Genomic DNA, 13,480 nt, shown 5'->3' on the forward strand with positions numbered 1-13,480 from the left:
GCCCGTCCCGGCGCGCCGCGGCCGCCCCGCGCCCGCTCAGTTCCAGTTGTCGATCTTGAGGTCGTCCGGGGCCGGCCTGCCCTTCCCCGTCTCGGCGAGCTCCCGGAGGCTGAGCAGGAACGTCGCCCACTTCATGGAGCAGTGGGCCGTGAACTCCGATGCCTCGCGCCAGCCCCGGTGCCCGAAGGCCACCAGGGTCTGGTCGCCGTCCCGGGACAGCCGGAACGCCACCTCCGTCCCGATCCACTCCTGCGGCCCGCCCGTGCAGCGCCAGCGCACCTCGCGCTCCGGCTTCAGCTCCAGCACCTCGAACTCCGCCCCGCCGATCTCCGTCCCGTCCGGCTTGCGAAACATGAAGCGAACCGTCCCGCCGGGCGCGGAGCGCCCCGTCGTGTCCCGCGTCCACCAGCCCGCGAGCCCCTCCACCGTGGCCAGCGCCTCGTAGACCTTCGCCGCGGGGGCCCGGATCCCGAGCCTGTGAATGATGTCCGGCATGTCGTGCTCCTCCTCGCGCCGGGGACCTCGCCCCGCGCCTCGCCTTGTCTAGGCGGCGGGGCGCGAGGGAAGGGAGTGACAAGTGCGGCGCGATTCGGAGCGGCCCGGATCAGTCGAGCTCGTCCCAGCTCGTCGGGATGGTCGCGTCCACGGTGCCGTCGCCGTTCGCGTCGAGCAGGAGCGTGATGGCGCCGCCGCTGCCCATGCGCGCGACGACGCTGGTCGCGTCGGTCGCCGTGACCTTCAGCTCGCCGGCGCCGGGCGGCGCCGGCTCGACGCCGGTGAGCGCGCCCGTCACGCTCACCGCCAGCGGCCCGGGCACGCCGGTCGCGGCGAGGGTCATCGCGTCGCCGGCGGAGGCCATGGTGTAGCCCGGCGCGTCGGACCAGGCGTTCCGCACCGTGAAGGCCGTGAGCCGCGTCTCGGTCGCGCCGGCCCCCTCGCCCTCCGACATGGCGAGCGCCACGCCCGGCTCCGCGGTGGACTGCTCGGTGACGCCGGCCGGGGTGGCGGTGCGCGCGAACCGCAGCGCGCCGGTGATGCGCGCCTCCCCGACGTCGTCCAGAAGCCCGATGTCCACGGTGGTGAACCGCGTCGCCACCGAGTAGCCGTCGGTGAGGGGATCCCCGGTCACCTCGGTGAAGGTGAAGGTCACGCTGCCACCCAGCGTGACGGGGTCGCCCGCCTCGCCGGTGACGCAGCCGCCGAACGCCACCGTCGCCACGTGGCCGGCCGCCAGCGGGCCGGGCGTGATGGTGACGGTGTACCCGCCGGCGCTGCAGAGCGGGACCGGATGGCCGGCGGCCACGCCGAGGACCAGATCCAGGCCGACCGCCCCGACCTGCCGCGGGAGGTCGAGCGCGAACGCCGCGAGGCCCGCCACGTCCACGACGTTCGTGCCGTTGATGACGCCGCCTGCGCTCGGGTGGAGCAGGTCGTCCCAGTGGCACGCGTCGGTGTGATCCGGCTGCGTCGAGCCGCGGAGGTAGAGCTCCAGGCGCACGTCGCCCGGCTCGCCCGCGACCGTCATGTTCACCATCGAGTTGTCGGACCGGACGCCCCCGGGGTCCACGCCGATGTCGGTGCAGAGCGGCTGCGCGAGGGACAGGAGGCCGACCCTCCCGTCGCCCGGGACGTCGCCCGCGCGGTACAGGAGCCTCGAGCCCGGGTCGAACGAGATGATCTTGTCGTCCATCCGGATGACGCCGAGCGGCACCACGCGGCGGGTGAAGCCCAGCTGCGGATCCGGATCGTCGCGCACGTCGAAGCAGCCGAGCTGGTAGGGCAGGCTGCCGGTCGCGGTGAGCAGCGACGTTCCCGACGCCTGGTACACGAGCCCGTGGTGCACGCCGTCCGCCGAGGTGGCCGCGACCGCCGCCCGCCCGCGCAGCGTCCCGGGCTGCCCGTCGTTCGTGTCGAGCGCCAGCTCCAGCGTCGCCGCGACCGTGCGCGGAGGTCCCCGGACCACGTTCGAGAAGGCGAGGTTCAGGGAGCCGCCGAGCACCACGCCGTCGCCGGCGTGCACGCGGCAGCTGGTGAGGTCGATCCGGGCGGTGTCGCCCGCGGACCAGGCCCCGTCGCCCGAGCCGTCGGTCCACCGCAGCGACGCGCCGCCGCTCGCGCAGGCCTGCAGCGCCCGGGCCTCGCCGCTCCGCAGCGTGCCCCCGCCCAGCTCGACGAGCGCGGGCGTCAGGAGGTCCGTGACCGCCGGGAACGTGTCCACGACGCGCGAGGCCAGCCCGGCCGCGAACTCCATGTTCGCCGGGTTGAACGCGAAGCCGACGACGTCGCCGTCCCCGTCCCCGCCGCCGTCGCCACCGCCTCCCCCACTGCAGGCGACGACTCCCGCGGCAGCGATGGCGACCAGTCCCGCAACGATCCCGTGGAGCGCGCGCACCATGGCCCTCCTCCTGCCCCCCGGCGCTGGGAGGATCGTGCGCCGCTGGCGCCCACCGGCCGCGGGGAGGACGGGGTCGGCCCTCGGCGCGGGACGGCGTGCCGCAGCCGCCATCCCCTCGGCTCGGCAGACCGGGGTTCCCCCGCGGGGAGGCGCTCCGCCCAGTGCGAGCCTCGATCGACCCTCAGCCGCGGTACGGGTCCTCCACGCCGATCGAGCCGTACACCGCCCGGCGCAGCGCGGCCGCCCTCGGGTCGTCGAGGTGCGTGCCCATCTTGTTCGGGACGTAGCCGAAGCCCATCCCTGCGTGCGGATCCGCGAACCCGAACGCCCCTCCCGCCCCCGGCGCCCCGAAGGCGCTCGGATGGGCCCAGGGGCTGCCGGCGCTCGGCCTCGCGAACCCGAGCGAGAACGGGATCTCGACCTTCAGGCACGCGTCGCGGAACCCGCGGGACGGCCGGACGGGCGGCGCCGCGAGCTGCCGCAGCGTCTCCTCGCGCAGCGCCAGCTCCGTGCCGCCCGACGCGAACGCACCGTAGACCCGCGCCATGCCGCGCGCGGTGCCGACGCCGCCGCCCGCGGGGATCTCGAGGTTGCGCGCGTAGACGCCGCGCGCGCACTGCTCCGGGAGCTCCGACCCCTGCAGCGCGCGGCGCAGGCGGGACCGCGCGCTCAGGCCGGCGAGCGCGAGCAAGGGAGGCATGGTGAGGAGCATGCGCAGCATGGACCCGGACCGGACCAGCGGCGCGAGCCTCGCGTCCGGGATGTCCTCGGGCAGCCGGATGTAGAAGTCCGCGCCCAGCGGCGCCGCCAGCTCCTCCTGGAAGAACCGGCCCAGCGTCCGGTGTGCGGGATCCACCCGGCGGAGCAGCTCGCCCTGGTAGAAGCCGACGGTGATCGCGTGGTACGCCTGCCGCGTCCCGGCGGGCCAGGCCGGCCGCTGGCGGGCGAGGACGGCGGCCAGCCGATCGGGATCCGCGACGAGGCCCCTCACCGGCCGCTCGTCGAGCGCGAACAGGCCGGCCTGGTGGGCGAGGAGCTGCCGGACGGTGATCTCCGCCTTCCCCGCCTGCGCGAACTCCGGCCAGTACGTGCTCACCCGCTCGTCGTAGTCGAGCAGCCCGCGGGAATGGGCGAGCGCGATCGCGAGGCTGGCCAGGCCCTTCGTGGCGGAGAAGACGAGCGCCATGGTGTCCTCGCGCCACGGCTCGCCCGTCGCCGCGTCGCGGACGCCGCCCCACAGGTCCACCACCTTCTCGCCGCGCAGGTAGACCGCGCAGGCGGCGCCGACCTCCCCGCGCCGCTCGAAGTTCTCCTCGAAGGCCCGCCGCACCGCCTCGAACCCCGGCCGGACGAGGCCGGCGACGCGCAGCTCCCGCGTCGGCGACCTGCCGTGCGCCCTCAGCGTCCCCGCGATCGACCCCGCCATGGCGCCCTCCTCGCGCATGGGTTCGCGGAGCCATTCCCCCGCGCCCGCTCCGGCGCGTCAATCGGGCCAAGGGTCACGGCCTCGAGGAGGAGCGGCGGCGTGACGCGCGGCGCCGCCCCGCCGCGGCGTGATGGGCCGCCTGCCGGGCGCGCGCTCCTGCTAGGGCGCCGGATCGGGGACCAGCGCGTCGCGGTGGATGCGCCACGCGCCGTCCGGCTGGAGCTTCCAGATGGTCAGGTAGCGGCCGGTGCGCGTGACCGGCGGCGCGTCGCCGGTCTGCACGGTCAGGCGGTTCGTCCCGAGCTCGTAGGCCGCGTCGCCCTCGACCTGCACCGAGGCGGTCGCGATGGTCACCTCCAGGAACCGTGCGGCCTGGAACCTCGCCGCGAACAGCGCCTGGATCGCGGGCCGCCCGGTGACGAAGCCCTCCTTCGCGGACGACATGTACACGGCGTCCTCCGTGAACAGCGAGGCGATCGCCGCCGCGTCCGCGCGCTTCATGGCGCCGCTGAAGCGCGCGAGGTTCTCCCCGATGGCGGCGCGCACCGCCGCCGGATCGCGCGGCGCGCCGGCGCCGGGACCTGCGTGGGCGCAGCCCGCGCCGGAGGAGGCGATGACCGACGCGACGAACCAGGACCGCAGCGTGCTCAGGCACATGATGGTCTCCCTTGGCGGGAATCCTCTTCGCGATGACGGACCGTGCAAGGCACCTCGGGGGGCCTCATCGCGTTTCCCGCCCCCGCGTCCCTCCGTCGAGACGCGGTGCTCGCCGCCCCAGCCGCCTCCGAACGTCCTCGCCCACGCGGGGTCGCGTCCGCGGCGCGCAACCCAGCTCAGGTGCGCCGCGAAGGCGAATGGACCGGCGCCGGTGATCTCCTCAGCATCGCGCGGGGGGAGCACGGAGGGATCCATGATCACGAGACCACGGGCTGCCGTACTGCTGGCCATCGCCGCGACCGTGTCGGTTCCGGCGCTGGCGGCGACCAATCCCTACTACCTGGAGCCGGGCTGGATGTCCGACCCGCTCTTCACGGGCAGGGAGAAGTACTGCCCTCCCTACCCCGACGTGCTGCAGTGCCCCGGCGCCTGGTGGCGCGACACGGCCAACCAGAACCTGCTGTCGCAGCACACCGTGGACGAGTTCGACCGGCGCATCGACCTCGTCTACGCGACCCCGCCCGTGCCCGGCGAGACGCCGTGCTGGACCGACCCCGCGGGCAACGAGCACTTCTGCTCGGGGTTCGAGGTGTACGTCTGGCGCGGGGGCTCGCCCTCGAACGTGGTCCTCGTCACGACGCGGTACGCCTACCTGATCGTCGGCTGCGGCGGGGGCGACGGCGCCGCGGGCGACGTCAGGACGGAGATGTTCCGCTTCTTCTCCACGCATCCGACGCGGCTGTCCAGCCGCAGGCTCGCGGGCGTCGTCCTGCCCGCGGCGCTCCCGCAGTACGACTGGGGCTGCTCGACCTGGACGGCCGGCACCGCGAACGTCGGCGTGTACGCCGCGGCGAGCTACGCGTCGGAGCTGGAGCGTGAGCGCCTCCTCGTCGACGAGCTCACGAGGCGGCGCCGCTACGCGTACGGCGCCGGTCCGACCTGGGGCGCGGACGGCAAGATCGGTGCCGGGTCGGCCCGGAACGCCGCCTGGATGCCGCCGGAGGCCGCCGCTGAGCCGACGGCGTTCATCTCGACGGCGACGCCCATCCTGCTGCAGCCGCCCGCCGTGACGGTGCAGCTCATCCCGACGGGCCGCGGTCACGCCGACCTCCTGACGTACATCCCCGCAGCGAGCCTCCTCGTCGCCGGGGACATGGGCACGTACCTCCCGGACGCCGGCACCATCGCGGAGCAGCCCGTCTCGGTGACCGCCTGGATCGACGCGCTGGAGGAGCTGCGCCTGCTCGCGCCCGACGTCCTCGTGCCCTTGCAGGGTGGGCCGACCGTCGGCGCCGAGGCGGTGCTCGCGAGGTTCGTCGCCCAGAAGGCGGCGCTCGTGCACCTGCGGGACCGGACCCTGGAGCTGGCGAACGCCGGCACTCCGCTGGAGGAGATCGTCGCCGCGATCACGCTGCCGGAGGAGCTCGCCGGCCGTCCGGAGCTCGAGGAGTTCGCCGGGACGATCCCGTTCCTCGTCCGCTCCGTCTTCCACGAGCGCCTGGGCTGGTTCGGCGGCGCGCCCGTCGAGCTCACCACCACGCTGACCGAGCTTCACCAGGCCCAGATCCTGGTGGGGCTCGCCGGCAACATGGACACGCTGCTGACGCGGGCGCGCAAGGCCGAGCTCGCGGCGCAGACCCTGGCCCAGGCCGAGGAGGCGCTGTTCCTCGCGAGCGCGGCGTACCGGTACGCGCGCGACGTGAACACGAGCTACCTGACCGACGCCACCGCGGTCTACGCCCAGGCGCTGAGGAAGGTGGCCTACATGCAGAAGAGCGCGCACGTCAGGAACTACCACCTGTGCAAGGCGCTCCAGATCGAGGGGCACATGTACTAGCCGTCGGCGTCCCCGCGGCGAGCGGTCCGGGGGTCGCCGCGGGGGCCTCACTCCCGGTCGGAGGGCAAGAGCCTTGCGACCGCGAGGCAGCCAAGGCCGACCAGGATCAGGAGGAGGCCAGGCCGAGCGAACGCGCCGGTGCTGGCGACCCGCGCGAAGAGGCCCTGGGTGAAGACCTTCGGGTTCGTGATGGGGAACGGCAGCGCCATCGCGCCGACCGCCGCGACGCAGGTCCCCACGATGATCAGGGTGGTCTTCGCGCGCCCCACGGGCTGACCATACCATCCGTGCACCGACGCCGCGAGGCCCGCGCCCGTCGGGCCGCGGCCGGTCGGGCGACCCCGCAATCCCGGGCCTGCTCCACCACTGACCGTGAGGCATACTTTCCGTCCCAGGGGGGAGCATGAACGCGGTTCGGGGACGGAGCCTCGCTCGCGCCGGCGCGGCGCGATGGCGCTGGCGGAGCCGTGGAGCTGTCCGGCGCCGGGCGGCGGCGCCGCGGACCGCGCTGGCGAGCGCGCTCGTCGCCCTCACGGCCTGCGCCGCCCACTTCCCGCGGGTGGACGAGCCGACGGTCGATCTCGAGCCCCTCACCGTCGGGGTCCCGCTCGCCAGCGATCAGCTGTTCGAGGCCCAGCTGCCGCTGCACCTGTTCCTCTACGACGGGCTGGACCGCCGCCGCCTCATGAACGACGGCGGGCTCGGCCTGGCCCTGACGTTCTCGTTCATCGGCACGCTGCGCATGGAGACCTCGCAGTCCACGCCGATCCGGCCGCCGTCGTACCTGCCGCGCCTGCGCCTGCAGCTCGTCGACGTCCTCCCGCTCGCCTCGAGCGGCGCGACCCGCGCCGATCGCCTCCTGGTGTCGGTCGGGCTGATCGCCGCGCACCACTCCAACGGGCAGAAGGGCTGCGCGCTCCGCGACGGCGCGCTGCTGCCCGGCGCCACGTCGGACTTCGACTGCGGATGGCCGCCCGGTGTGCCCCCGTCCAACGAGCTGAACCTCGACAGCGGGAGCTTCACCGAGCACGTCCTCGGCGCCGAGCTCCTCCTCCGCTGGCTCTCCTTCCCGGCGAGCGGCGGCGCTTCTCGCGGCGGAGTCACCACCAAGCTCGGCTTCGACTGGAACGTCCCGTGCTCGTTCTCCGGGTGCATCGAGCCGGCCATGCGCCACCGCCATGGAGAGACCGCGATCCGGTGGCTGGCCTCCGGCGAGCTCGAGATCACGGGACGGCACCGAGCCATCCCGCTCCGCCGCCGGATGGCCTCGGACGCCCGGCTCCGGCTCACCGCATCGGGCGCGGTCCACCTGGGCTTCGGGCGAGGCCATTCGCCGTACGGCGACGCCGCCTTCGATCTCGCCTACGTGACGCACTTCGATCACGGAGGCAGCGGGGGACCGTTCGTGCGGTACCACCGCGGCCACGATCCGCTCAACATCCGGTTCGAGGAGCGCTGGGACGTCTGGATGATCGGGTACCTGGTCGAGTTCACGGCGCCGCTCGTGCTGGACGGGCCGGGCGCTTGACCGCACGCGCGCGTCAACAAGCCGCAGGGAGGCGGGCGGGAAGCCAGAGATGGCGCCGGCCACCTCGGCCATGATGCCCGCGGGGCGGCGCGCCGGCGCGCCTCCGGGAGCGGACCAGCGATGGCGCCGATTCGCTGCCACGGCGGCGCCCACGGCCGGCGAGCGGCGAACAGGTCGGGACCGACCGAGCGGGGGACGCCGTGGAACACGCGATCTGGGAATGGGCCGCCTTCGGCGGCTTCGTGCTGGTGATGCTCGCGCTGGACCTGGGCGTCTTCCACCGGAAGGATCACGCCGTCGGGCCACGCGAGGCGCTCGCGTGGTCGCTGCTCTGGATCGCCCTCGCCCTCGGCTTCGGCGCATACGTGTGGCAGCGCCACGGCGCCGACAGCGGCCTCGAGTACCTGACCGGCTACGTCATCGAGAAGTCGCTCTCGGTGGACAACATCTTCGTGTTCGTCGTGATCTTCGGCGCGCTCGGGATCCCGGCCCTGTACCAGCACCGGGTCCTGTTCTGGGGCATCCTCTCCGCCCTGGTGCTCCGCGGCGCGATGATCGCGGCCGGCGCCGCGCTCCTCGAGCGCTTCCACTGGATCATCTATGTCTTCGGCGGCTTCCTGGTCCTCACCGGCGTGAAGCTCTTCCTCGCGCGCGGTGGGGTGTCTCACCCGGAGCAGAGCGCCGTCTTCCGCGTGCTGAAGCGCGTGGTCCCGGCCACCCCTCGCCTCGACGGCAACCGCTTCTTCACCGTCGAGGGCGGCAAGCGCGTCGCCACCCCGCTCTTCTTCGCGCTGGCCCTCATCGAGTTCACCGACGTCGTGTTCGCCGTGGATTCCATCCCGGCCATCTTCGCGATCACGCGCGACCCGTTCATCGTGTTCACCTCGAACATCTTCGCCATCCTGGGGCTCAGGTCGCTGTACTTCCTGCTGGCCAGCTTCGTGGAGCGGTTCACGTACCTGAAGCCCTCGCTGGCGGCCGTCCTGGTGTTCGTCGGCGCGAAGATGGCGCTGGTGGACTTCGTCAAGGTCCACCCCGCCGTCTCGCTCGGCGTGGTCACGCTGATCCTGGCGACCGGCGTCGTCGCGAGCCTGGTCGTCACCCGGCGCAGCGCGGCCGCCCCCCGCGGCAGCGCGGGGACGTAGTCCCCGAGCCGTCGCGCGGAACGCGGCTCACGCCCCGGCGTGCACCTCGGGGCGGGCCGCGGGCGGCGCGCCCTCGCGCGCGGGCGGGCTCGCCGGCTCCCTGCCCCGCCAGCGGCCGCGCGCGGCGAGGGCGAGCGCGCGAACGCGGCCGATGTCCTCGTCGCTGAACGGCCCGTTCACGCCGGAGATCGCCGCCAGCCGCATGCCGTGCTTGAGGCCGAGCTTGTAGATCTCCTTCACCTTCTCCCACTCGATGTTGCGGCCGACGGTGTAGCTCTCGAACCGGCCCTCCAGCGCGAGGACGATCGTCTCCGCCAGGCAGGCGTACACGACGCCGTCCGGCAGGCCGATGTCGCGCATGCGCACGCCGCCGGGCAGCTGGATCTCGCCCGATTCGACCACGAGCACGTCCGGGCGCTTCGCCACCTCCGACGCCGGCAGGTCGAGCGGCCGCGCCACGTCCGTGATCACGCAGCCGGGCTTCACCTTCATGATGTCGAGGACCTTCTTGCCGGCGCCGGACGTGGCCGTGACCACGAGGTCCATGTCCCGCAGGTTCTCGTCCGCCTTGCTCGACAGGTGCACGCCTGCGTCGGGCGTGTCCGCCAGGATCGTCTCGCGCAGCGTGAGCAGCTTCCCGATCTCGGGCGAGACGAGGTAGACGTCGTCGAAGGACATGGCGAGGAGCCGCGCGCAGGCCGAGCCGATCGCCCCGGTCGCCCCCACCACCATCGCCTTGCCGGCGACCCGGCCGTCCTCGCTCCGCGAGAGGAGCCCCAGGCGCTTCACGCCGTCGGCGGCGGCCCAGAGCGCCGCGGACGCGCTGTAGCTGTTCCCGGTGGTGATGGGGATGCCGGCGCGCTTCGCGACGGTCACGCCCGCGTCGCCCACCACCTTGGTGAACGCGCCGAGGCCCATGATCTGGGCGCCGAGCCCCTCCGCGATCTTCGCCGCGGCGAGCAGGCGCCGGTAGGTGAACTCGGGGCTGTGCGCCAGCAGCTCCTTCGGCGTGCCGCCCACGGTGATGAGCCAGCCCTCCGCCTCGGTGCCGGTCGGCGACCGGATGCCGGTGATCTTCGAGTACACGAACGGCGGCGAGTAGGCGATGAGCTTCTCGACCGCGGGGAGCACGACAGAGGGCGCGATGCGCGACACCAGCTCCACCGGCTTCGCCGCCTTCAGGTACTCGCGCGACAGCGGGTGGATGACGAAGGCGAACCGGTTCACGCGCCGGGGCCTGCCGGACGGGAACAGGATGCGCGGCGCGAGCTTCATGTCGCCGAAGATCTCCAGGTACTCGTCGTGGAGCACGTCGTCGCGGCTCTGCCTGCCCAGGGCGGCGATGATCATGGCCTCGATGACGTTGAGGCCGACGACGCGCTCGAGCAGCTGCGGCGTGCGGTCGATGACGACGTCCACCCCCTGCTCCCCGAGCCGCTTCACCTCCGCGTCGGGGATCGCCGAGGTGAGGACCATCTTGTGGTTCAGCGCGCCGCGTCCGACCGCGGCGAGGTCGTCGTGGGGCCCCACCAGGACGCTCGCGTCGCGGGCCGCCCTGCCGAGCACCAACCGCGTCCAGACGTCGCGAGCCGAGGCCGGCGCCTTCCCCCAGAGCCCCTGGAGCGGACGCTGCACGGGGGCCGTGAGCGCCGCGTACGCCTCGAGCTGCGCGACCGAGCCGAGGATCGCCGGGATCCCGAGCTGGAGCAGCGGGTCGGCGAAGCTCAGGTTGTGCGTGTACTCGGACACCGCCTGCGCGATCGCGTAGTTCGCGAGCCCGGACAGGAAGAGCACCCGCGCGTTCGTGAAGCAACGCTGCTCGTGCGCCTGGATGTGCCGGATGGCCCACTCGTCGAGGAAGCCGCGGAGGCGGGCGCCGGTGGTGACCGGCACCTCGCACACGGCCGCCTCGAGCTCGGCCGTGATGGGATCCTCCCACCGGCGCGTCCCCACGAGCAGGTGGTCGGAGACCAGGCCCAGGCCGATCGCGTCGCACTCGCCCTGCCAGCGCGCGAGCAGGTCGAGCGCCCTGCCGACGTCGTGGTCCACCCCGAAGCGTCGGAGCCTGAACTGCTGCCCCATGAACCGCGTGGTGTAGTCGTAGTCCCCGGCGCTCGCGCCGAGGCTGATGCTGACGACGTTCTTCGTTTGCATGGTCCGCTCGCCGCAATGATGCGCCAGCCCGTGGGCACGTTCGCCGGCACGGGCGGGGCCGGTTCGAACCGGTCCCCTCGGGCTGGTGTGACCGACGAGCAGGACGATCGGCTGGCGGTGGCGCCGCGGCGCTCGCTCCGGGTCGCGTCTCTCCCTGGTCTGCGACCATCGGGCGCAGCCTCATCGATCCACCCGAGGAGCAACGTCGGCGAGGACGAGCGGGGAGGTCGCCATGAAGGCGTGGAAGGGGAAGCGCGTCCTCATCACGGGCGCCGCGGCCGGGATCGGCCGGGCGCTCGCCGAGCGGCTCGGCGCCCGCGGCGCCGAGCTGATCCTGACCGACCGGGACGAGGCGCCGCTGGCCGCGACCGCCGACGCGATCCGCGGGGCCGGGGCCATCGCGACGCACCACGTCCTCGACGTGACGAAGGGCGCCGCCATCCTGCAGGTGCGGGACGCCATCCACGCCAGCGGCGGGCCCATCGACGTGCTGGTCAACAACGCCGGGGTGGTCTTCGGCGGCGCGTTCCTGGACGTCCCGCTCCAGAAGCACCTCGACACGTTCTCCGTGAACGTGCTCGGGCTGGTGTCGATGACGAACGCGTTCCTCGCCGACCTCGTCGGAAGGCCCCGCGCCCACCTCGTCAACGTGGCGAGCGCGGCGGGCCTCACGGCCGTGCCGTTCGCGAGCACCTACGCGTCGAGCAAGTGGGCCGTGGTCGGGTTCTCCGAGTCGATCCGGCTGGAGCTCGCGCGCCTGGGGCACCGCCACGTGCACGTGACGACGGTCTGCCCGCTGTACGTCTCGACCGGCCTCTTCGAAGGGGCCCGGCCGCCGCTGTTCACGTCGATGCTCACCGCGGCGCAGCTCGCGGACGAGATCGTCGCGGGCGTCGAGCGGGACGACGTCTTCGTCCGCACGCCCTGGCTCGTGAAGCTCGTGCCGTTCCTGAACGGCGTCCTCCCCACCTGGCTCGCCGACGCGCTGTCCACCGCGCTCGGCGCCGCGGGCAGCATGGAGCAGTGGACCGGACGCACCCCGGAGGCGCCGAAGGCGCCCGGGCGCCGGGCCACCGCCCGGCGCTCGCGCTGAGGCAGTCGCGCGCGTGCAGCGCCCTCGGCGTGGACCATCTCGGGTTCACGGACAGAGACGTCTTGCCGCTGCGGCGGGGGTCGGCTAGGAGGGGCGTGACCGAAAGGAACGCATGAGCCGCTACCTGGTGCTGCTTCGCGGGATCAACGTCGGCGGCAAGAACCTCATCGGCATGCCCGCCCTGAAGGCGGCGTTCGAGGCCGACGGGTTCTCCGAGGTCGCGACGTACATCCAGAGCGGCAACGTCCTCGTCTCGACCTCGGAGCGCGGCGCCACCCTCGTCCCGCGCATCGAGGCGATGCTCTCGAGCGCGTTCGACTACCCCGCCAGCGTGGTCGTGCTCTCCCGCGCGCAGCTTCGCCGGGTGGTGGAGCACGCGCCCGATGGCTTCGGCACGCGGCCCGAGCGCTTCCGCTACGACGCCATCTTCCTGAAGGCGCCGCTGTCGCCCGCCCAGGCGGTCGAGCGCGTCCCGGTGAACCCCGAGGTCGACGAGGTCACCGCCGGCCCCGGGGTCCTCTACTTCTCCCGGCTCATCGCGAAGGCGTCGCAGAGCCGCATGAGCCGGGTCATCGGGCAGCCGACCTACAAGCAGATGACGATCCGCAACTGGAACACCACGACGCGGCTGCACGAGCTGATGGGCGAGTGAGACCTGGCGCCTCGTCCCGCGGTTGGCCGTGCCCGGTCGCGCATGCGATGCTGATCGAGGATGGACCGGGTGACCGTCCTGGCGCTGAGCCGGCCGAGGTCGCGCCGCCGCTCGTCGTTCCCGCTGTCCGTGGAGGTTCACATGGGTGCGTGGGGCTCAGGGGTTCTCCAGGACGACACCGCGCTCGACTTCCTCGACGAGCTTCGCGCATCGGATCACCCGCTCGACGTCATGCGTGACGCGTTCGAGGCCGCAGCCACGGCCGACTACCTGGAATACGGCGCAGGCCACGGAGCGCTGGTGGGTGCCGCCGTCGTCGATGCGATCCTGAACGGCGGGACGCTCGGAGAAGAGGACCAGGAGCTGGAGACCTGGATCTCGGCCCTCGACTCAGGGGCGGCAGCCGGCCTCCGGAGCGCTGCCGTGAAGGCGTGCCGGAGGCTGATCGCGCCTGGGTCCGAGCTCGACGAGCTCTGGTCGGAGAACGAGGAGGAGTACCCTCGGTGGAGGCGCGGCGTCGAGCACATCATCCAGCGGCTGGAAGCCGGAGCTCAGCCGATTTCCCACGAGTGAAACAGGTACAGGGCGGAGCC

General features: G+C 73.3%; 12 protein-coding genes. 6 read left to right on the top strand and 6 right to left on the bottom strand.

Going from position 1 to position 13,480, the window contains the following annotated elements:
• Positions 1-36: 36 nt before the first annotated feature.
• The 4 genes from PSR1_RS00240 to PSR1_RS23995 all read right to left on the bottom strand — a co-directional run bounded on the left by PSR1_RS00240 (position 37) and on the right by PSR1_RS23995 (position 4,478).
• The gene (locus tag PSR1_RS00240; protein ID WP_059435644.1) at positions 37-495 is read right to left on the bottom strand and encodes an SRPBCC domain-containing protein; all 459 of its coding nucleotides are present in this window, start codon (positions 493-495) and stop codon (positions 37-39) included.
• 109 nt (positions 496-604) lie between these two features.
• Positions 605-2,395: a hypothetical protein gene (locus PSR1_RS00245; RefSeq protein ID WP_059435645.1), complete on the bottom strand. Its 1,791-nt coding sequence runs from the start codon at positions 2,393-2,395 to the stop codon at positions 605-607.
• Between the two features lie 181 nt (positions 2,396-2,576).
• Positions 2,577-3,821 carry a serine hydrolase domain-containing protein gene (locus tag PSR1_RS00250; RefSeq protein ID WP_059435694.1) on the bottom strand — a complete coding sequence of 415 codons (1,245 nt, stop codon included), beginning with the start codon at positions 3,819-3,821 and terminating at the stop codon, positions 2,577-2,579.
• A gap of 159 nt (positions 3,822-3,980) precedes the next feature.
• Positions 3,981-4,478: an SgcJ/EcaC family oxidoreductase gene (locus PSR1_RS23995; RefSeq protein WP_059435646.1), complete on the bottom strand. Its 498-nt coding sequence runs from the start codon at positions 4,476-4,478 to the stop codon at positions 3,981-3,983.
• Positions 4,479-4,731: 253 nt separating this feature from the next.
• Between PSR1_RS23995 and PSR1_RS00260 the strand changes: the two genes are divergently transcribed.
• Positions 4,732-6,315, top strand: coding sequence for an alkyl sulfatase dimerization domain-containing protein (locus PSR1_RS00260; RefSeq protein ID WP_160308980.1), 1,584 nt, complete (start codon positions 4,732-4,734; stop codon positions 6,313-6,315).
• A gap of 47 nt (positions 6,316-6,362) precedes the next feature.
• Here the strand turns inward: PSR1_RS00260 and PSR1_RS00265 are convergent, their stop codons facing one another.
• Positions 6,363-6,584, bottom strand: coding sequence for a hypothetical protein (locus tag PSR1_RS00265; RefSeq protein ID WP_059435648.1), 222 nt, complete (start codon positions 6,582-6,584; stop codon positions 6,363-6,365).
• Between the two features lie 290 nt (positions 6,585-6,874).
• Here PSR1_RS00265 and PSR1_RS00270 point away from each other — a divergent pair, with 290 nt between their 5' ends.
• Together PSR1_RS00270 and PSR1_RS00275 are read left to right on the top strand one after the other, a co-directional pair.
• Positions 6,875-7,843 carry a hypothetical protein gene (locus tag PSR1_RS00270; protein WP_059435649.1) on the top strand — a complete coding sequence of 323 codons (969 nt, stop codon included), beginning with the start codon at positions 6,875-6,877 and terminating at the stop codon, positions 7,841-7,843.
• A gap of 200 nt (positions 7,844-8,043) precedes the next feature.
• Entirely contained in the window at positions 8,044-8,988 is a 945-nt protein-coding gene (locus PSR1_RS00275) for a TerC family protein (protein ID WP_059435650.1), read from the top strand.
• Between the two features lie 27 nt (positions 8,989-9,015).
• Here PSR1_RS00275 and PSR1_RS00280 read toward each other — a convergent pair whose 3' ends face one another.
• A complete protein-coding gene (locus PSR1_RS00280) occupies positions 9,016-11,142 on the bottom strand; it encodes a dehydrogenase (RefSeq protein WP_059435651.1) in 2,127 nt (708 codons plus the stop codon).
• Between the two features lie 232 nt (positions 11,143-11,374).
• Between PSR1_RS00280 and PSR1_RS00285 the strand changes: the two genes are divergently transcribed.
• The 3 genes from PSR1_RS00285 (at position 11,375) to PSR1_RS00295 (ending at position 13,460) form a co-directional block, all read left to right on the top strand.
• Positions 11,375-12,235 carry an SDR family oxidoreductase gene (locus PSR1_RS00285; protein WP_059435652.1) on the top strand — a complete coding sequence of 287 codons (861 nt, stop codon included), beginning with the start codon at positions 11,375-11,377 and terminating at the stop codon, positions 12,233-12,235.
• A 112-nt stretch (positions 12,236-12,347) separates the two neighbouring features.
• Positions 12,348-12,887 (top strand): DUF1697 domain-containing protein, encoded by a 540-nt coding sequence (locus tag PSR1_RS00290; RefSeq protein ID WP_059435653.1) that lies wholly within the window; start codon positions 12,348-12,350, stop codon positions 12,885-12,887.
• Positions 12,888-12,947: 60 nt separating this feature from the next.
• Positions 12,948-13,460 carry a DUF4259 domain-containing protein gene (locus PSR1_RS00295; protein ID WP_082100060.1) on the top strand — a complete coding sequence of 171 codons (513 nt, stop codon included), beginning with the start codon at positions 12,948-12,950 and terminating at the stop codon, positions 13,458-13,460.
• The last annotated feature ends 20 nt before the right edge of the window (positions 13,461-13,480 follow it).

Source organism: Anaeromyxobacter sp. PSR-1 (assembly GCF_000964525.1).
In the GTDB taxonomy this organism is placed as follows: domain Bacteria; phylum Myxococcota; class Myxococcia; order Myxococcales; family Anaeromyxobacteraceae; genus Anaeromyxobacter.

Coding starts and splice junctions, on each gene's coding strand:
- PSR1_RS23995 (WP_059435646.1), bottom strand. CDS start 4,478: ATGTGCCTGAGCACGCTGCGGTCCTGGTTCGTCGCGTCGGTCATCGCC.
- PSR1_RS00280 (WP_059435651.1), bottom strand. CDS start 11,142: ATGCAAACGAAGAACGTCGTCAGCATCAGCCTCGGCGCGAGCGCCGGG.
- PSR1_RS00290 (WP_059435653.1), top strand. CDS start 12,348: ATGAGCCGCTACCTGGTGCTGCTTCGCGGGATCAACGTCGGCGGCAAG.
- PSR1_RS00285 (WP_059435652.1), top strand. CDS start 11,375: ATGAAGGCGTGGAAGGGGAAGCGCGTCCTCATCACGGGCGCCGCGGCC.
- PSR1_RS00260 (WP_160308980.1), top strand. CDS start 4,732: ATGATCACGAGACCACGGGCTGCCGTACTGCTGGCCATCGCCGCGACC.
- PSR1_RS00250 (WP_059435694.1), bottom strand. CDS start 3,821: ATGGCGGGGTCGATCGCGGGGACGCTGAGGGCGCACGGCAGGTCGCCG.
- PSR1_RS00240 (WP_059435644.1), bottom strand. CDS start 495: ATGCCGGACATCATTCACAGGCTCGGGATCCGGGCCCCCGCGGCGAAG.
- PSR1_RS00245 (WP_059435645.1), bottom strand. CDS start 2,395: ATGGTGCGCGCGCTCCACGGGATCGTTGCGGGACTGGTCGCCATCGCT.
- PSR1_RS00295 (WP_082100060.1), top strand. CDS start 12,948: ATGGACCGGGTGACCGTCCTGGCGCTGAGCCGGCCGAGGTCGCGCCGC.